The 19,076-nt window shown below is 41.9% G+C and carries 14 protein-coding genes and 1 pseudogene; 6 read left to right on the top strand and 9 right to left on the bottom strand.

All coding sequences use genetic code 11. The features are described from left to right. Positions 1 to 37: 37 nt before the first annotated feature. Positions 38 to 1,531, top strand: coding sequence for a UDP-N-acetylmuramoyl-L-alanine--D-glutamate ligase (gene murD / locus NSTC731_RS30300; RefSeq protein WP_445628180.1), 1,494 nt, complete (start codon positions 38 to 40; stop codon positions 1,529 to 1,531). Positions 1,532 to 1,670: 139 nt separating this feature from the next. On the opposite strand, the gene NSTC731_RS30295 is transcribed toward murD, so the two are convergent. From NSTC731_RS30295 to NSTC731_RS30280, 4 genes are all read right to left on the bottom strand, one after another. Then, positions 1,671 to 1,895, bottom strand: coding sequence for a type II toxin-antitoxin system HicB family antitoxin (locus NSTC731_RS30295; RefSeq protein WP_292719064.1), 225 nt, complete (start codon positions 1,893 to 1,895; stop codon positions 1,671 to 1,673). Continuing rightward, entirely contained in the window at positions 1,895 to 2,086 is a 192-nt protein-coding gene (locus NSTC731_RS30290) for a type II toxin-antitoxin system HicA family toxin (RefSeq protein ID WP_445628179.1), read from the bottom strand. Before NSTC731_RS30290 ends, NSTC731_RS30295 begins: the two co-directional genes overlap by 1 nt. A gap of 313 nt (positions 2,087 to 2,399) precedes the next feature. Then, positions 2,400 to 3,008, bottom strand: coding sequence for a hypothetical protein (locus tag NSTC731_RS30285; RefSeq protein WP_445628178.1), 609 nt, complete (start codon positions 3,006 to 3,008; stop codon positions 2,400 to 2,402). 177 nt (positions 3,009 to 3,185) lie between these two features. Beyond that, positions 3,186 to 3,773: a thylakoid membrane photosystem I accumulation factor gene (locus tag NSTC731_RS30280; RefSeq protein ID WP_445628177.1), complete on the bottom strand. Its 588-nt coding sequence runs from the start codon at positions 3,771 to 3,773 to the stop codon at positions 3,186 to 3,188. Between the two features lie 355 nt (positions 3,774 to 4,128). Here NSTC731_RS30280 and NSTC731_RS30275 point away from each other — a divergent pair. From NSTC731_RS30275 to NSTC731_RS30260, 4 genes and pseudogenes are all read left to right on the top strand, one after another. Then, positions 4,129 to 5,489: pseudogene (locus tag NSTC731_RS30275) on the top strand (MurT ligase domain-containing protein). A 91-nt stretch (positions 5,490 to 5,580) separates the two neighbouring features. Then, positions 5,581 to 6,396: a type 1 glutamine amidotransferase gene (locus NSTC731_RS30270; protein ID WP_445628176.1), complete on the top strand. Its 816-nt coding sequence runs from the start codon at positions 5,581 to 5,583 to the stop codon at positions 6,394 to 6,396. Between the two features lie 81 nt (positions 6,397 to 6,477). After that, the gene (locus NSTC731_RS30265) at positions 6,478 to 7,101 is read left to right on the top strand and encodes a Uma2 family endonuclease (RefSeq protein ID WP_445628175.1); all 624 of its coding nucleotides are present in this window, start codon (positions 6,478 to 6,480) and stop codon (positions 7,099 to 7,101) included. Positions 7,102 to 7,792: 691 nt separating this feature from the next. Continuing rightward, positions 7,793 to 11,215 (top strand): leucine-rich repeat domain-containing protein, encoded by a 3,423-nt coding sequence (locus NSTC731_RS30260; protein ID WP_445628174.1) that lies wholly within the window; start codon positions 7,793 to 7,795, stop codon positions 11,213 to 11,215. Positions 11,216 to 11,260: 45 nt separating this feature from the next. Here the strand turns inward: NSTC731_RS30260 and NSTC731_RS30255 are convergent, their stop codons facing one another. From NSTC731_RS30255 to NSTC731_RS30235, 5 genes are all read right to left on the bottom strand, one after another. Beyond that, a complete protein-coding gene (locus NSTC731_RS30255) occupies positions 11,261 to 11,824 on the bottom strand; it encodes a hypothetical protein (protein ID WP_445628173.1) in 564 nt (187 codons plus the stop codon). Between the two features lie 115 nt (positions 11,825 to 11,939). Beyond that, positions 11,940 to 12,533: a DUF4360 domain-containing protein gene (locus NSTC731_RS30250; protein WP_445628172.1), complete on the bottom strand. Its 594-nt coding sequence runs from the start codon at positions 12,531 to 12,533 to the stop codon at positions 11,940 to 11,942. Between the two features lie 791 nt (positions 12,534 to 13,324). After that, complete coding sequence (locus NSTC731_RS30245) at positions 13,325 to 13,930, bottom strand: Uma2 family endonuclease (RefSeq protein WP_445628171.1); 606 nt, start codon at positions 13,928 to 13,930, stop codon at positions 13,325 to 13,327. Between the two features lie 307 nt (positions 13,931 to 14,237). Beyond that, on the bottom strand, positions 14,238 to 15,851 hold the full coding sequence (locus tag NSTC731_RS30240; protein WP_445628170.1) for an NAD(P)H-quinone oxidoreductase subunit 4: 1,614 nt from the start codon (positions 15,849 to 15,851) through the stop codon (positions 14,238 to 14,240). 429 nt (positions 15,852 to 16,280) lie between these two features. Then, a complete protein-coding gene (locus NSTC731_RS30235) occupies positions 16,281 to 17,390 on the bottom strand; it encodes an S-(hydroxymethyl)glutathione dehydrogenase/class III alcohol dehydrogenase (RefSeq protein ID WP_445632211.1) in 1,110 nt (369 codons plus the stop codon). 374 nt (positions 17,391 to 17,764) lie between these two features. On the opposite strand from NSTC731_RS30235, the gene NSTC731_RS30230 reads away from it, so the two are divergent. Further along, positions 17,765 to 19,048, top strand: coding sequence for a valine--pyruvate transaminase (locus NSTC731_RS30230; RefSeq protein ID WP_445628169.1), 1,284 nt, complete (start codon positions 17,765 to 17,767; stop codon positions 19,046 to 19,048). Positions 19,049 to 19,076: the final 28 nt, after the last annotated feature.

Below are 19,076 nucleotides of genomic sequence, written 5' to 3'. Positions count from 1 at the left end.
TAGGGAGTGCTTAACCAGGGACACTCTGCTGCAATCTATGTCCAAAGCTCATGTTGTTGGATTGGGAAAGTCCGGTGTTGCTGCGGCGAGATTGTTGAAACGGGAAGGTTGGGAGGTAGAGCTGAGCGATCGCAACACCTCCGAAACCCTCCTAGAACAACAACAAGAACTCGCTGCCGAGCAAATAACCGTAAAACTAGGACAATCCCTAGAATTGAATGGTGCTAATTTACCGCAATTAATAGTCGTTAGTCCTGGCGTGCCTTGGGATATTCCCGTATTAGTTGAGGCACGCCAATTAGGTATTGAAACCATTGGCGAAATGGAACTCGCCTGGCGAAATTTGCGATCGCTACCTTGGGTAGGAATTACCGGCACTAATGGCAAAACTACTACCACAGCTTTAATTGCTGCCATTTTCCAAGCAGCAGAATTAAATGCACCCGCCTGCGGTAATATTGGCTACGCCGCTTGTGAAGTTGCCCTATCCCAGGGAGCAGGGAGAAGGGAGCAGGGAGCAGGGGGAGCAGGAGAAAAGTTTGATAACTCCTCGGTTGATTGGGTGATTGCGGAAATTAGCAGCTATCAAATAGAATCTTCCGTCTCTCTTGCACCCCGGATCGGTGTTTGGACGACTTTTACACCGGATCATCTCAGTCGCCATAAGACTTTAGAGAACTATTACAATATCAAAGCCAAGCTACTGCGTCAGTCCGAGTTGCAAGTGTTCAATGGCGATGATGCCTACTTGAGCCAGCTAGGTTTAAGTGCTTGGCCTGATGCCTATTGGACAAGTGTGAGAGGAAAAGATTTCCTGATTAGCGAAAAAGGCTTTTACATTGAAGATGGCTGGGTTGTGGAAAAATTGACTGCAACCTCGGCACCAGAACCAATTGTGAAAGTATCTAGTTTGCGAATGGTGGGAGAACATAACCAGCAAAATCTGTTGATGGCAGTAGCAACAGCAAGATTAGCGGGAATTAATCGTGATGCGATCGCACTTGCAGTTCGGGAATTTCCTGGTGTTGCCCATCGTTTGGAGCATATCTGCACTTGGGAAGGTATTGATTTCATTAACGACAGCAAAGCTACTAATTACGATGCGGCTGAAGTAGGTTTAGCATCTGTTAACAGTCCAGCGATTTTAATTGCTGGTGGAGAAGCCAAAGCAGGTGATGATACTGCTTGGCTAGCACAAATTCAAACCAAAGCTGCTGCTGTGTTATTGATTGGCTCTGCTGCACCCGCATTTGCCAAACGTCTCCGAGAGGTGGGGTATCATACATACCATATTGTGGAAACTATGGAAAGGGCAATTCCCAAGTCGGCAGAATTAGCCAAGCAGTATCAAGCGCCTGTAGTATTGCTATCTCCGGCTTGTGCGAGTTTTGACCAGTATCCAAATTTTGAGGTGCGGGGCGATCGCTTCCGTCATCTATGCCTTGCTTGGGCAGGTGGTTGGAAACCCGCTAGAGTAGAACTTCCAGAACTTGAAAACTCTAGTCAAGAGTCCATAGTTCAAAGTCGATAAGCATCGTTTGTCTACAAGTTCGTAGTAAGGACTTTAGTCCTTGTTTTCTAAGCACTAAACTCCTTACTACAAACTCTCAAAACTAATTTGACAAAATATTAGAAGGATTATTTGGTACTAATTTAGTAGTTTTCTATAATTAGATTTTGCTATAGTTTGCAACTTCAACCTCATGAGCAATGCTTGTAGGTTTGGGAATAGGTAAACCATCTTCTAGCATCCCTTCAATATGAAATTCAATAGCTTCTGCAATCATTTGCTTGACTTCTTCTAAAGTTTCACCCACAGCGACACAACCTGGTAAATCAGGGACATAAGCGCCGTAGCTAGTTGCTCCCTTTTCAATCACAACTGTATAACGCATCAGTCTTCCTCCAATTGAGCTTGTCTCCAGATATTTTTCAGAGTACCAATTGGTACATCCACATTTGGCTTACCAGCCACTGTTACAGTACCAGGTTTATCAGGATGTTTGAACTGTCGATGACTACCTTTAGTTCTAGCAAGATACCAATCATCAGCTTCTAGTCGTTTGATAACTTCGCGTACTTTCATGCTACTACTTATCTGTACAGTTGAAATTTCTGTTACAGATAGAGTGCCTTAGAGGTTGTTTGAAAAGTCGTGATTGGTGTATCAAATATTTTTTACCCCACCCTAACCCTCCCCTTATAAAGGGGAGGGAACCGGATTTTTCTTGTTTCCCCCCTTTATAAGGGGGGACTAAGGGGGGTAACAACGCAATGAAAATCACAATCAAACACTTTTCAAACATCCTCTTATTGAGAAAGCAAAGTAAACACAATTATGTCAGCAATTCTGTCCGTCATGTTGTCATGGGTTTTAGTATTTCTACCCAACACATCAATCAACCAATGGGGCGATTTCCGGGATTGACTGCATGAATATATTCACTACCCGATCGCGGTCTTCCTCGTTTATAATAAGCTTCTTCTGGTTTACCCCATCCTAGCTGCAAAATCATTTCCAAAAAGCTAGAATTTTCCCACTTGCACAAACTTGCCCACTCTGTTCTTTGAACAATTCTCTCTACATCAGATGTGACAATTTGTTGGTATTGTTTACTATTATTAAAACTTAAGTATAAATCCATGCCTATAGTGACTTCATACCAAAATTCTACGATGGAATTTTTAGCAGCTTTTAATATTTCTAAGTCACCATTGAGGGCAATTAACTCAGTATCTATTTCGGGATAATGCAAGTTTTTTCCTTTAACTGTCATTTCACGCCAAATAATACCAGAAACTCGATTTTCTCTCTGATACTCGTGAATTGCAGTTTTGAAATCTTGATAGGCAGTAAACTGTTGCAACCCATCAGTTCTGATAAACTGGTCAATTACAGGGTTGCCAGAGACTTTTATTTCTAACTTTAAGCGTTTTCCTTTCAGGCAAGCTTGGCGTTCGGCTGCCAAAATTTGAATTAGTTCCTGGGTGGTGTAAACCTTTGACATCAGAATACACTCTATTTAGTCATTGGTCATTGGTCATTGGTCATTAGTCATTAGTCAGTTGTTACGGACTTATAGACTATAGATTAACTTTCTAATCATTATGCTTTGACATCGGCGGCGATGTAGTAACAGATATAACTAAAAATTAGGGCAGACCAATTTGGTCTACCCCATAGGTTACTTAGCTAACTCACTACTAAACTCGTTAAAAGCTCGCCGCTTTAGCTGTGCTGTTTCAGTGCGTGGTAATAAATCAAAGATTTTACGAAATTGATCGTCTATATCTTCAAAAGGTACTTGACCCTTTTTATTCAAAACTACTTCACCTGATTTATTTAATACCACGACTTGAGGAACACTCCCAGCAAAGTAATATCCTGGTTCTGTTGGATCGTAGGCCTCTTTCTGCGGGATAGTATCTACATTAATCGGCATAATCTCTGCTACCCGACCGTAGAATTCCTGTACCCGTGAAATGGAAATGGCATATCTTTTGGAATCGCTACTATCATCCAGATAAAAAGCCAAAAATACGGGTTTATGTTCCGCTAAAGTCTGTGCGAGTGTCTGTCTGGGAGGAACTAATGAACCATTGCCAGCATAAACAACAAAGATGTTGCCATCATATAAATCATTATTCAGACCAGCAGATGCAGGTTGCATACTTATAATGAAAAGACTTACAAGCAACAACAGGCATTTAGACAACCACCTTTGCCAGCGAGTAATTTGTTTATGTAAAAAAAGAAACTTTGTGCTATTCATCAAAAGGAACCTTGCAAGCTACTACTTGTTGTGAGTTTGTGCTGAATTCGGCCAACTGGGCTGGATATGTAATTACGCCCACGCACTATTTTTTAAGATAACGCCTACTGAGATTATCTCTCGCAAGTGGCTGGTATTGCTACGCAGAATTCAAAACAGAGGTAAAGTAGCGCAACAATCCAAAATCATTCGACTGAGGGTAGCTGTACCCTTCCGGGTAAGCAACGCGTAGCATTCGGCAGAAAAGTCTAAAATTCAAAATTGCGAATACTGGCTTTTTCAGCCAAGATTCGCTAAACTCACAAGATTAAATTTGCACTTTAATTAACAACCGCCAGAAAACTAGGGTATAGATGTGGGAAACAAAATACAATTCATAGATAGACTGCGATTGGGTTTCGCGGTGTCAGTGGCAAAGAGTGTGACCTTTATAGTGCAATATCTTCGACGGGCTGCGCCTACGCTCCGTCTAGGTGCTGGTAGTGTATTACCAGGCGCGATATCGCTCGTCGCATTGAACCCAGACTTTTACAATTATTGAGTCAGCAAGTTAAAAACGGGGTGATTTTAATTGCTGGTACTAACGGCAAAACTACTACAGCGCTGCTTTTATGCACAATACTAGAACGCAAAGGTTTTCGTGTCACTCATAATTCTACAGGTGCAAATCTAGAAAATGGCTTGATGACGGCGCTGTTAGAAAGCACCAACTTACTAGGTACGCTAAATTCTGATTACGCCATTTTAGAAGTTGACGAAAATATTGTACCGAAGGTATTAGCGCCACTCCAGCCACGAATCATTCTCTGTTTAAACTTGTTCCGCGACCAACTTGATAGGTACGGCGAAGTAGACACAATTAGTAAGCGTTGGACAAAAGTTATTTCTACCCTACCACCAGAAACGGTGGTAATTCCCAATGCTGATGACCCAACTTTATCTAACCTCGGTCAGCAGTTATCTCAACGGGTGTTATTCTTTGGCTTGAATGAACCAGAACATTATCTAGAAGCAATTCCTCACGCTGTTGATTCTATTTATTGTCCCAAATGTGGGCATTCCCTAGATTATAAGGGTGTTTATTTGTCTCATTTAGGAGATTTTACTTGTCCTAAGTGTGGTTTTAGTAAAAGTAAACCGACTTTAGAAAGTAGTGAATGGTCGCAAATCCTGGTTGGTTTATACAACAAATATAATACTTTGGCGGCTGTAACTGCGGCTATAGAGTTAGGAATTGATGAAGCAACAATCAGAGATACTATTAACAACTTCCAAGCTGCTTTTGGTCGGGCTGAAGATTTAGTAATTAACGGTAAACAAGTGCGAATATTGTTATCAAAAAATCCTGTGGGAACCAATGAAACCATTCGCGTAGTTACTGAAAGCACAGATAAAACCACACTGCTGGTATTGAACGATCGCACGCCCGATGGCACTGATGTATCCTGGATTTGGGACGTGGATACTGAAAAACTAGTCGAACGCGGCGGGACTTTAATAGTGAGTGGCGATCGCGTCTACGATATGGCACTACGTCTACGTTACAGCCAAAAGTCCCCTGAGAGTAACTTAAATTTAATAGTCGAAGAAGATTTGCGACAAGCGATCGCTACTGCATTAGAACATACACCAGAGAATGAAACTCTGCATATTCTGCCCACCTACTCAGCCATGTTAGAAGTGCGAGAAGTACTCACTGGTCGGAAAATTCTTTAAATTTGTCATTTGTCATTTGTCATTTGTCATTTGTCATTGGTCATTTGTCATTTGCGATCGTCCGATTCCCTATTCCCCATTCCCCAAATTTATGAGTTCTCAAAATATAGAATTAACAATTGGTTGGCTTTATCCGACGCTGATGAGTACTTATGGCGATCGCGGTAATGTAATTACTATAGAACGTCGCGCCCAGTGGCGGGGATACGATGTGAAAGTATTACCTTTAGATCGAGATTCCACAGCCGCAGATATTAAAACAGTAGATGTCATCGTTGGTGGTGGCGCACAAGATCGTCAGCAAGAAATTGTCATGCGTGATTTGCAAGGTGCAAAAGCTGATGCAATGCGCGACAAAATCGAAAATGGCACACCAGGAGTATTTACTTGTGGTTCACCTCAATTACTGGGACATTATTATGAACCAGGCTTGGGACAACGAATTGATGGTTTGGGAATACTCGATTTAGTTTCTGTGCATCCTGGTGAAAATACTAAACGCTGTATTGGTAACTTGGTAATTGAAGTGACAGCCTCACGTCTAGCGCGAGATTTAAAAGAGATGACAGGTAGCACACCATATTTGGTAGGCTTTGAAAATCACGGCGGACGCACCAAACTGGGAAAAGTGGAAGCTTTGGGGCGAGTGGTGTACGGTTTGGGAAATAATGGTGAAGATGGGACAGAAGGAGCATTTTATCAGAATGCGATCGCTACTTATTCTCACGGCCCTTTGTTACCAAAAAATCCTTTTGTTGCAGATTGGTTAATTCAAACAGCGCTGCGGCTAAAGTATCAACAGGAAATTACCTTAAAACCTTTTGACGATAACCTCGCTACACAAGCACGAGAAGCGATGTTTAAGCGATTGAAAGTGAGTTTACCAAGTGCTGCTACGGCGAAATAACTTCAGTTCGCTGATTAAGCCTCTCTCCGTGTCGGGGAGAGGTTTGGAGAGAAGTCAAATTTGACATAAAGAGGGCAAAGTATGACTCAAGCCTTAGCCAAACAAGTAACATTTGATGAATTTATCGCCTGGTATCCCGAATCTTCAAACAGGCATTATGAACTACATGATGGGGTAATTGTTGAAATGCCTAAGCCAAGAGGGAAGCACTCAGAGATAGCCGGGTTTATCAATGGTTCTTTGTTTATTGAAATCACTCGTTTGTCCATCCCTTGGTTTATCCCTAAAGAATGTGTCATCAAGTCAATTAACACTGATTCAGGTTATGAACCAGATGTCATCGTTCTTGATAGACAAGCTGTTATAGATGAACCACACTGGAAAAAAGAATCTATCATTACGCGGGGTAGTTCAGTCAAGTTGGTTGTAGAAGTTGTTTCAACCAACTGGAGTGATGATTATGCTTTGAAGTTAGAAGATTACGAATCTTTGGGTATTCCTGAATATTGGATTGTAGATTATCTAGGTTTAGGTGGTAGGCGCTTTATTGGCAATCCTAAACAACCAACTATCTCGATTTACCAATTAATTGAAGGTGAGTATCAGGTTAGGCAATTTAGAGGAAGCGATCGCATTCAATCGCCAGCGTTCCCAGAGTTGAATTTAACTGCTGAACAGATTTTTCAAGCTGGAGAAGTCGCGTAAAAAACGGCTAAAGAAGTAAAAGAACCATCAAAGGCTCGTCCGCGAGTATCAAAGACTCGTCCGCGAGTATTAAAGACTCATTCACGAGTATCAAAGACTCGTCCGCGAGTATTAAAGACTCATTCACGAGTATCAAAGACTCATTCACGAGTATCAAAGACTCATTCACGAGTATCAAAGACTCGTCCGCGAGTATCAAAGACTCATCGGCGAGTATTAAAGACTCGTCCGCGAGTATCAAAGACTCATCGGCGAGTATTAAAGACTCGTCCGCGAGTATTAAACACTCATTAACGGAGTTCATAGCCCCATTAATGAGTATTAAAGACTCGTTTACAAGCAAATCTGAGCCATTGGTAATGATAAATTCTTTTTAGATTCCGTAAAAATCATTAGCGCTCATGTAGTGCTACACAGGATAGTAGGTTGCTTTGATATCTTGCAGCATTCTCAATTAGCACCCGCGATCGCCTGAAACTGGAAGTTCCAGGCTTATAGCTAAAGTCCACTTAATGTGGACTAAAACCCAAGTCTAGAAAGAATTTAGCCCTCTTGAAAGGACTTTTGTTATGAGCGCTATGTTTCTAATCTGTGGCGTTTGTTAGGATTAGTTCAAAATATTAGTGGTTGCGAGATTGTCCAGCGAATCAGGAGCATTATATATAACTTTCGTTGACAGGTGAACCTCAGTATGGAAAATACGCCTCAACGTTATCTTGAAAAAATCCGAGAAGCGAAAAAGAAAAAGCTTAAAAAATTAGATTTAAGCAATGATTGGCGTACTGATGAGAGGGAAAAATTAACAGAGATTCCTGCTGGGGTGTTTGAACTGGAATGGTTGGAGGCTTTAAATTTAAGCGGCAACCAATTAACGACGCTGCCAATAGCGATCACCCGCCTGCAACAACTTACTTCTTTAGATTTAAGCTACAACCAATTAATGACGCTGCCAGCAGCAGTCCCTCGCCTACAACAACTCACTTCCCTGGATTTAAAGTTCAACGGATTAACGACGCTGCCAGAAGCGATCGCAAGCCTGCAACAACTCACCTACCTGGATTTAAGCTACAACCGATTAACGACACTGCCAGAAGCGATAGCCAGTCTGCAACAACTCACCTACCTGGATTTAAGCCGCAACAAATTAGTGACACTGCCAGAAACGATCGCCGGACTGGAACAACTCACCACCCTGGATTTAAGCGGCAACCAATTAACGACACTGCCAGAAACGATCGCCGGACTGGAACAACTCACCACCCTGGATTTAAGCGGCAACCAATTAACGACACTGCCAGAAACGATCGCCGGACTGGAACAACTCACCACCCTGGATTTAAGCGGCAACCAATTAACGACACTGCCAGAAGCGATCGCCCCCCTGCAACAACTCACCACCCTGAATTTAAGCGGCAACCAATTAACGACACTGCCAGAAGCGATCGCCCCCCTGCAACAACTCACCACCCTGAATTTAAGCGGCAACCAATTAACGACACTGCCAGAAGCGATCGCCCCCCTGCAACAACTCACCACCCTGGATTTAAGCTACAACCGATTAACGACACTGCCAGAAGCGATCGCCAGCCTGCAACAACTCACCACCCTGGATTTAAGCTACAACCGATTAACGACACTGCCAGAAACGATCGCCCCCCTGCAACAACTCACCACCCTGAATTTAAGCAACAACCAATTAACGACACTGCCAGATGCGATCGGCAGTCTGCAACAACTTACCATCCTGGATTTAATCGGCAACCAATTAAGGATACTGCCAGAAGCAATCGGCAGTCTGCAACATCTCACCACTGTGAATTTAAGGAACAATCAATTAACAAGACTGCCAGAAACCATCCATTGCCTGCAACATCTCACTACTCTGGATTTAAGGAACAATCGATTAACAAGACTGCCAGAAACCATTCATCGCCTGCAACATCTCACTATTCTGGATTTAAGGAACAATCGATTAACGACGCTGCCAGAAACCATCCATCGCCTGCAACAACTCACCACTCTGGATTTAGAGGCCAACCCCATCGAAAAGCCACCGCCAGAAATTCTTGCAAAAGGTACTAAGGCGATTAAAGATTATTTCCGGCAACTAGAAACAGAAGGCAGAGATTATCTGTACGAGGCAAAGTTACTAATTATCGGTGAAGGAGGAGCAGGGAAGACAACACTGGCGAAGAAGATTGAAGACCTAAATTATCAACTCCGAGAGGAAGACTCTACAAAGGGAATTGAGGTGATCCAGTGGCGTTTCCCAATGGAAAATGAGCGAGAATTTCGAGTCAATATTTGGGACTTTGGGGGGCAAGAGATTTACCATGCTACTCACCAGTTTTTCCTCACCAAGCGTTCCCTCTATGCTTTAGTGGCAGATACCCGCAAGGAAGACACAGATTTTTATTACTGGTTGAATGTTGTAGAACTGTTGAGCGATAACAGTCCGCTGCTAATCATCAAAAATGAGAAGCAAAACCGCCACCGAGAGATTAATGAACTCCAGTTACGGGGACAGTTTAATAATTTAAAAGAGACTTTAGCAACAAACCTTGCTCACAACAGAGGTTTAAAACAAGTTTTAGATAAAATCAAGCATTACATTAAAAACCTACCCCATATTGGCAGTCCCCTCCCAAAAACCTGGGTTAAAGTCCGGGAAGCTTTGGAGAGTGACGCACGCAATTACATCGGCTTGGATGAATACCTGAACATCTGCCAACAAAATGGGTTCACCCGAACAAATGACAAGTTGCAGTTGAGTGGTTATCTGCACGATTTGGGAGTATGCTTGCATTTCCAGGAAGACGCACTTTTGAACAAGACTGTCATCCTCAAACCCAAGTGGGGAACTGATGCAGTCTACAAAGTGCTGGATAATGAAAAAGTGATTCGCAACCTGGGCAGTTTCACACGATCTGACTTGGCAAACATCTGGTGTGAAGACGAATACGCCACGATGCATCATGAACTATTGCGCCTGATGATCAACTTCAAGCTGTGCTACGAAATTCCTAGAAGCCAAGGAAAGTATATTGCCCCACAACTGCTATCTGCAAATCAACTCTCATACAACTGGGATGAAACCAACAACCTGATTCTGCGTTACGCTTACGAGTTCATGCCCAAGGGCATCATCACCCAGTTCATAGTTGCCATGCATGAGTTGATTAATGAGCAATGTGTTTGGAAAAGCGGCGTTGTTCTCCTTAGCAAAGACCAGACAAAGGCAGAGGTGATTGAATATTACGGCAAGCGGGAGATTAAGATTCGAGTCTCAGGTCGTCACAAAAGAGATTTGATGACTATAGTTACACATGAACTCGATAAAATTCATGACTCGTACAAGCGACTGAAGTACAACAAGTTAATCCCCTGTAATTGCCACACCTGCAAAGATAGCCAAGAGCCACACTTTTACCCCTTTGAGATATTGCGACACTTTGTAGCCGATAAGCAAGAAGGCATTCAATGTCAAAAAAGCTATCAAATGCTTGATGTCTTAGGCTTAATTGATGATGTAATGGACAGAAGGGAGTTACTTCAAGCAGAACAGCAGATGAGTGGCGATTTTCTAGCTAATTCCTCAGAGACAAGAAGGGAAAATGTCGTTGTAACAATTAATAATGTAATTCAGCCATCAAAGCAAGAGAATAATTTTATGAAAGAACCATCTCAACAGGAAGATAATTCTCAATCAGAAGTGCATAAACCATCGTCGCAAATTTCACCTGCTGAACGTGGAATAGCCCTTGCTATGGCTCTGGCGGTCTTAGTGGTCTTTATTGTTCTTGTACTCAACCCACGAGCAATGGAAGGTGGCACTTTAGCAATAATTAGATTTTTAGCAGCTGCATTTGCTGGGATATCAGGTTATTTATTGACGGGTAGTCTTGGTTTAGAAGCACACGTACCTTTGAGTAAAACTAATATTAAAGCTACAGGGGCATTTGCGGCGTTTGTCCTTGTATTACTTCTATTCTTTTATGGAGTCCCAGCATCCGAAAATTCAGATAAACCCAAGCCTATTTCAGATGCGAAGACAACCATCACGGCGATCGCTAGCATAAATCAACATAGCGATCGCGCCACCCCAACATCTTAATGTTCTTCACCTTTTTCCTGAATAAGCGAGCGCTAAAACCACATTTTATTGTTGTTGAAGTGCAAACTTTAGCTCTGTCAACTCTAATTCTCCTCCGTTCGTCATTACTACTAAATTAATGCCTAAAACACTTTTTCCTGTAGTTGTATAGTTAGTTGGAGGTATTTGATTAGTCAAATCAAAATTCATCGCACTTCCATACATCATTTGATATGGAGTTGGTCTATCGCCAAGTAAAAATGATGAGATAGATATTTGTGCTGGTGCGTTTTTGACTACACCTTTTACAGCTAAAGGCACGAGCCTAAATTGCTTTTGAGTATTAGAAGTATTAATTCTAACGATACATCTAGCCCTTGGCGATTGTGCATTTACAGTTATAGGAGAGCCAAGTGTAAACTGATTTATTTGCGGATTGAAAGTTATATTACATCTCCGATTAACCAAAAAGTTTGGCTGGTTATCTATTGCAACAGCAGTGGTAGATGAATTGGCATTATAACAGAAAAAAAACAAGCACATTAATATGAAAAAATTACGTGCATCACTTAATCTCAACATAACTTCCTCTCCATCAACAGAAATTTGTAATTTTAAAGAAGAATACATTCGGTAGATTCAATGAGTGGGGGATTTAGACTCACCACTCATTGAAGACCACTAAATATGGATGGAATTTGGTGCGGCGATCGCTATCTATGCGCAGAATCGCTAAAAGCGAGGACTAACAACGCTTTAGGTCAAAATAAAGCCTTACATCCCCAGCATTGAGATCGGCTGTATCAACGAAAATAGAACTTCCTGCTGAGGATTGTGCAATCATATTAATACCTAATAATCCTTGCCCACCACCACTACATAAACCTGTAGCAGCTAAAACAGTAATCTCATCTTGTTCCGCAAATGCTTTACTAGATGTAAACTTGCTAGTTTTAGGGGGAGCTACAGCTTGACCAAGAGCACCACCACTAAAGCTATAAGTTCTGTTTAAGCTAGTACCTTTACTCTTGCTATTAATATCAGTAGTTCCTTGGTAAAGTACTTGTACATCTTGGACGATGAAACCACTTGGAATAAAAGTTTGAACGCGTAAAATACACTTTTGACGCTGACCATTGAATGCACTAAAGTTATCCAAGACAATCGATAAGCTTCTACCATCATCTCCAGGAAGCTGATCGGCAACACTACATCCGCCAGAACCGAGTGCATCTCCAAAAGTAATACTAGGCTCGTCAGCCAAAACCTTGGTCGCGATCGCGTTGATTCCAAGAATTGTAGATAGAGATAGTAATACACCAAATTGTTTAAAGTTCATATTGATTGTACCTATGTTGTTAAAGTTGTTTTTTCATGGAAAATGCAGTCAAAATGCATCTCCCCCAACTATTTAACTAGTACAGGATAAATCTCTAGAAGGTTTACTTTATTTAGAAACTAAATCGTTTTTAACTGTGGCAGGAATTAACTTAGTGTAGGTATACCATCACCTACGTGGGACTCACCTGTAATAGCCTAAAGTCTTGAGATTAAAAAATGGCACTTTCTCTGTAAAATCCATGAGAGAACTCTCCTATAGATGCAAAAGTAGAATTAAGCTTCAATACCCTCGCTAAGAAAAGAGGCAGTCTAGCTTTTGCCGAAATACCCCAACACAAGAAGGTGTATCTCAAGCTAATTCATGTAATAGTTAAGTGTCTCTATCCTGAAGTTACAAAAAGAATCTGAGGAACTTGTGAGGGAACACGGTGCTTATTAAAACTTAAATTTTGCCAGTCTTCAGACTGGAATTTACTGGAATATCAATAAAAATAATATTAAAACTACAAAGATGTATATGTCGTTTGTCCTGATATTAGATATCTGATGAAAGAGAATGTGAGGAAATTGTGAGGAAATATAGTGCTTATTAAAACTTAAATTTTGTCAGGATTCAGACTGGAGTCTGCTGGGATATCCTGACCATATCAGTTGTTAACTATCACAGTTTGCCAATGAGATCCAGAGACGCGATAAATCGCGTCTTCAAGGACTAACAAAACCTTGGGCTAAAGACTGTTATTGTACTTGTGCCAGTTTTTGTCAGTACTGTAAAACTAGCTGTACTTCCTACCAAATCTGATTTAAATCCAAAACAAACCCAGGTAATAACGATTCACCATAAAGTGTCTTAGGGTTATTTAATTTCTCAACTGCAATATTAGGACGATAAATAAAAACTTGGCGTTGTTTTCTATCAATTAACCAACCAAGTTGTGTGCCATTATCAATATACTCTTGCATCTTGTCTTGCAAAATTCGCAAGTTGTCGCTCTCAGAACGCAATTCAATCACAAACTCAGGACAAATTGGTGCAAATTTTTTTCGCAGTTCCAATGGTATGGCTTCCCAGCGATCGCGTTTTATCCAGGCTGCATCGGGCGAGCGCACTGCACCATTAGGCAAAGTAAACCCACCACTGGAACCAAAGCCTACACCTGTAGCATCTTGGTTTGTCCATACCCACAACTGCCCAACTAAGTTAAAATTGCGTTCATCAGTTTCCGAACCAGTTGGGGGCATAATGACTAATTCTCCAGCAGGATTACGTTCGATACGAAAGTCGGGGTTTAACTGACAAAACTCGTAAAATTGATCTTCGGTTAATGCGATCGCAGGTTGCAATTGCAAGACCATTGGTATAATTTCTGTGACTACAGGTAAGTTGGTGGTCATAATTGCTGTTTGGCTACTTCACTTGTTTTCACTATAATCTCTTCACGCTCTAGGCGCTTTGCTAATACGTCTACATGAATTGCCCTTACCTAATACCAATTTAATTAATGATTGCAACACATACTTGGGTAAAGACGCGATTCATCGCGTCTCTACAAATGATCTATTTGTCGTATTCTTTTTTCAAATTGGTATAAAAATTTTTTTCAACTCAATAATGCCAAAATTTTAGGGGTGGTTTCATAACCACCCCTTTATTCTCCTAATATTTAGAATTTACTTGCAGACCCCTGAATGGGAAGTTAATTTACTCAGAAATGTTAATCGAACTTTCAACTTGAGAAGTAGCCAATGTTGGTGCAGAGAAAATCCGCGAGTACAGGCTTGATGGTTGTTGATGAGCAACAACTGGTAGAACTTGACGAGCATGGGCGACTAATTCTACTGCTTTGACATCATAAGTCTGCGTTGCTAATTTGGGATAAAACCCGATTCCGATGATTGGCAGTAGCAAACAAGCGGTAATAAATATTTCGCGGGGTTTAACATCAGAGATTACAGCATCCAAGTGCAACTCTTTATTTTGCTCGCCGTAGAACACTTGACGCAGCATTGACAGTAAATAAATCGGTGTCAAAATCACGCCAACTGCTGACAACAGCACGACTACAACTTTAAAGCTGGAACTGTAAACATCACTGCTGGCGATACCCAGAAATACCATCAACTCACCCACAAAACCACTCATTCCGGGTAAGGCGAGAGAAGCCATCGAACCAATGGTAAATAGAGCAAAGGTTTTGGGCATTACCTTAGCCATACCGCCCATTTTATCCATCATCAAGGTGTGGGTGCGATCGTAAGTCACGCCAGACAGGAAGAACAAGCTAGCAGCAATCAAGCCGTGGGAAAGCATCTGTAATACTGCACCACTGATACCAAGTTCTGTATAAGAGGCAATCCCAATCAGCACAAACCCCATGTGGGCAATTGAAGAGTAAGCCAAGCGGCGTTTGAGATTGGTTTGAGCAAAGGCACAGCAAGCACCGTAGACAATGTTAACCACACCCAAAACTGCTAACACTGGGGCAAAAGTCACATGGGCATTGGGTAACATTTCCACATTGAAGCGGATAAGAGCATAACCACCCATTTTTAACAACACACCAGCCAAAATCATTGAACCGGGTGCTGATGCTTCACCGTGGGCATCAGGTAGCCAAGTGTGTAAAGGGAAAATCGGCATTTTCACACCGAAGGCAATTAAGAAACCTGCATAAACCAACAATTCCAAGGTTTTGGGGTATTCTTTCATTCCTAGAGTCGCCATATCGAAAGTGACGGTATCTCCAGAGAATGCTATTGCAAAACCGGCAATCAAGATAAATATTGATGCAGCAGCAGTGTAAAGAATGAATTTGGTAGCGGCATAACGGCGGTTTTGTCCTCCCCAAATGGAAATCAGCAGGTAAACTGGCACTAACTCGATTTCCCACATCAGGAAGAACAACAGCAAATCTTGGGCAACAAATACGCCAAGCTGGGCGCTGTACATCGCTAACATCAGACCATAAAATAATCGCGGCTTGGTGTTAACTTTCCAAGCCGCGAATATTGCGAGGGTATTTATTAAGCCTGTCAGAAGCACTAAGGGCATCGATAAACCATCAACCCCCACAGCCCAATGCAAACCTAACTGCGGTATCCAAGGATAGTTTTCTATAAGTTGGAGTCTTGAACTCTGGAAGTCGTATTTATACCAAAAGGCATAAATCATCAGTGCAAAGTCGGCGATCGCAACTCCCAGACCATACCACCGCACAGTTCTACCTTCCTTGTCTGGGATTAGGGGGATGGCTAAGGTAGCCACCAAGGGTAAGAGGATTATGGCTGTTAGCCAGGGAAATTCAATAGCATTCATTAATTCTGACAATCAATTTGCCTTATCACTTTTGATTTCATTATATTAAGGAATGAATATTTTTGTAAACATTCTTTAACTCTAGAAGATTAAATTTTTGACAAAGATAAGAACATATACTCATTTAATGTCAAATTTTCAGTATAAATAAGAATAAATACTTATCGGGTTTTGACGATTCCATTCTAAATGTAAACTTTTGCAACGTCAACAAAAAACGGTAGCTCAAGCCACCGTTACAATACAGTTACATTTTTTGGTTCAGCCCAATTGTCAGGACTATTTAGTCTACGCTTCTAAGTTGAGTCATAAACCTAACCCTCTGTATTGGGTTAAGTGCAACGCCAATTTAAGGTTTAGCTATGTACTGAGATACTTTAATGTGCTAACTACGAGAGCAAAATACCCTTTTAAAACATCCTCTAACAGCTAAAAGGTCACTACACTACGAATTGATTCACCTTTGTGCATCAATTCAAAAGCATCATTAATTTGCTCAATGGGCATCACATGGGTAATTAAATCATCAATATTTATCTTACCTTCCATATACCAATCAACAATTTTCGGCACATCTGTACGTCCTCTAGCGCCACCGAATGCTGAACCTTTCCAAACGCGACCAGTTACTAATTGAAAAGGACGAGTACTGATTTCCTGTCCAGCACCAGCAACACCAATAATCACGCTCACACCCCAACCTTTGTGGCAGCATTCTAATGCTTGACGCATAATTTTGACATTACCAATACATTCAAAGCTGTAATCAGCACCGCCTTTTGTTAAATCAACTAGATAGGGAACTAAATCATCCTCTACTTCTTGAGGATTAACAAAGTGTGTCATACCAAATTTTTCCGCCAAGGCGCGTTTGTTGGGATTAATATCTACCCCGACAATCATATTTGCCCCTACCATCCGCGCTCCTTGGATGACATTTAAGCCAATACCACCCAAACCAAAAACCACAACATTTGCTCCAGGTTCCACCTTGGCAGTATTGATAACTGCACCAATACCAGTAGTAACACCGCAGCCAATGTAACAAACCTTATCAAAGGGGGCATCTTCCCGAATTTTTGCTAAGGCGATTTCTGGCAATACTGTATAGTTAGCAAAAGTTGATGTACCCATATAATGATGAATCATCTGCCCATCAATACTAAAGCGACTGGTGCCATCGGGCATAACACCGCGTCCTTGAGTTAGGCGAATGGCTTGACAGAGATTAGTTTTGAAACTCAAACAATATTCGCATTGGCGACATTCGGGAGTATAGAGGGGAATTACACGATCGCCTGGTTTGAGACTGGTAACACCAGCGCCTACTTCCACTACCACACCAGCACCTTCATGTCCCAAAATAGCCGGAAACAAACCTTCGGGATCGTCACCAGATAAGGTAAAAGCGTCGGTGTGGCAAACCCCACTTGCTTTCACTTCAACTAACACTTCGCCGACTTGTGGCCCTGATAGTTGAACGGTTTCAATCGTCAACGGCTTACCTGCACTGTAAGCTACTGCGGCTTTAACTTCCAATGTCAACGCTCCTGTATAGTTTTGTCATTTGTCATTTGTCATTGGTCATTTGTCATTGGGCATTGGGATTAGGAAAGAGGTGACAGGTGATAGGGAATAATCTGTACCTTGTACCTGTACTTTATTCTCTTCTTTACTCCCCAGTTTTTTCACAGGCATTGAACGCATGATAGACTTTTGTATTACTTCATCAGTATCTACTAAGCACGATCGCGGCTATAACGATAAATATTATTACCTTTGTTAAAATGTCATTCTCTCGCTAGATTGGTTAAAGGCGGCAACAGCTGTTTTGGCAACGATGTAAACTGGATGTCAGCAGCAAACCTCAAATAATTTGTCCACCCCTAAATTAATATATTTTGTCACAGCTTATGAACCCTGCCCTAACTCAAATTGGCGCTCAAATGTCCAACCTGACTGGCGTCAGAGCAATCATGAAGGATATTATCGAAACATTACGAGCGGGTGCAGGGCAGCAGTTTATTAATTTGAGTGCTGGTAATCCGTTGATTTTGCCAGAGGTAGAACAATTATGGCGGGATTGCACTGCACAGCTTTTGGCTAGTCCAGAATATGGTGAGGTAGTTTGCCGCTACGGTTCAAGTCAGGGCTATGCACCATTTGTGGAAGCGATCGCCAACGACTTTAACAAACGCTACGGGTTAAAATTAACCGATCGCAATATCCTGATCACCCCCGGCAGTCAAACCCTTTACTTCTACGCTGCCAATACCTTCGGTGGCTACACTCCTAGCGGCGAGTTAAAACAAATCGTTTTACCTCTTAGCCCTGACTATACAGGTTACGGCGGTATTTGCTTAGTTCCAAAAGCCTTAATCGCCTACAAACCAACTCTCGATATTGATGCAGCTGCCCACCGATTTAAATATCGCCCCGACTTCAGCAAACTATCAATTACAGAAAATACGGGTTGTGTCCTCTTCTCTCGCCCATGTAATCCTACTGGAAACGTCCTCACCGATGATGAGGTGAAAAAGATTGCCGCTTTGGCTGCGCCTTACAATCTGCCGGTGTTAATTGACTCAGCTTATGCGCCTCCCTTCCCAGCATTGAATTTTACCGAAATGACACCAGTGTTTGGTGATAATATCCTCCACTGCATGAGTTTATCGAAAGCCGGATTACCAGGAGAAAGAATTGGTATTGCCATTGGGGATGAAAAGTGGATTGAAGTGCTGGAGTGTTTTCAGGCAAACATGAGTCTCCATTCTTCACGTTACGGCCAAGCGATCGCAGCTTATGCAATCAATTCTGGCGCTTTAGTGGAAATTTCTCACACTGTCATCCGTCCCTTTTACCAAAATAAGTTTACCGTTTTAGAAACCAGCTTAGAAAAGGCGATGCCCAAGGATTTACCTTGGTATCTCCATCGCGGTGAAGGAGCAATTTTTGCTTGGTTATGGTTACAAGATTTACCCATCAGTGATTGGGAATTTTACCAGCAATTAAAGCAAGTAGCTGTGATTATTGTTCCTGGAAGTACATTCTTCCCCGGTTTACAGGAAGAGTGGGCGCACAAGCATCAATGTTTCCGCATCAGCCTCACAGGCACGGATGAAGAGATAGCCACTGCTATGCAACGTTTAGCAAAAGTGGCTGAAGAAGCTTATAAAGGTGCAGCGGTGACTGCCTAATACCGCAAGGCGGAATTAAAAATTCAAA

This window comes from Nostoc sp. DSM 114167, from assembly GCF_052692655.1.
The sequence above is the reverse complement of the archived record's forward strand: the minus strand, read 5'-3'. Positions and strand labels throughout refer to the sequence as shown.

Excerpts from the sequence above, each read along its gene's own strand:
- NSTC731_RS30270 (WP_445628176.1), top strand. The coding sequence starts at position 5,581 with ATGAGTTCTCAAAATATAGAATTAACAATTGGTTGGCTTTATCCGACG.
- NSTC731_RS30285 (WP_445628178.1), bottom strand. The coding sequence starts at position 3,008 with ATGTCAAAGGTTTACACCACCCAGGAACTAATTCAAATTTTGGCAGCC.
- murD (WP_445628180.1), top strand. The coding sequence starts at position 38 with ATGTCCAAAGCTCATGTTGTTGGATTGGGAAAGTCCGGTGTTGCTGCG.
- NSTC731_RS30255 (WP_445628173.1), bottom strand. The coding sequence starts at position 11,824 with ATGTATTCTTCTTTAAAATTACAAATTTCTGTTGATGGAGAGGAAGTT.
- NSTC731_RS30280 (WP_445628177.1), bottom strand. The coding sequence starts at position 3,773 with ATGAATAGCACAAAGTTTCTTTTTTTACATAAACAAATTACTCGCTGG.
- NSTC731_RS30265 (WP_445628175.1), top strand. The coding sequence starts at position 6,478 with ATGACTCAAGCCTTAGCCAAACAAGTAACATTTGATGAATTTATCGCC.
- NSTC731_RS30240 (WP_445628170.1), bottom strand. The coding sequence starts at position 15,851 with ATGAATGCTATTGAATTTCCCTGGCTAACAGCCATAATCCTCTTACCC.
- NSTC731_RS30295 (WP_292719064.1), bottom strand. The coding sequence starts at position 1,895 with ATGCGTTATACAGTTGTGATTGAAAAGGGAGCAACTAGCTACGGCGCT.
- NSTC731_RS30230 (WP_445628169.1), top strand. The coding sequence starts at position 17,765 with ATGAACCCTGCCCTAACTCAAATTGGCGCTCAAATGTCCAACCTGACT.
- NSTC731_RS30260 (WP_445628174.1), top strand. The coding sequence starts at position 7,793 with ATGGAAAATACGCCTCAACGTTATCTTGAAAAAATCCGAGAAGCGAAA.
- NSTC731_RS30245 (WP_445628171.1), bottom strand. The coding sequence starts at position 13,930 with ATGACCACCAACTTACCTGTAGTCACAGAAATTATACCAATGGTCTTG.
- NSTC731_RS30290 (WP_445628179.1), bottom strand. The coding sequence starts at position 2,086 with ATGAAAGTACGCGAAGTTATCAAACGACTAGAAGCTGATGATTGGTAT.
- NSTC731_RS30250 (WP_445628172.1), bottom strand. The coding sequence starts at position 12,533 with ATGAACTTTAAACAATTTGGTGTATTACTATCTCTATCTACAATTCTT.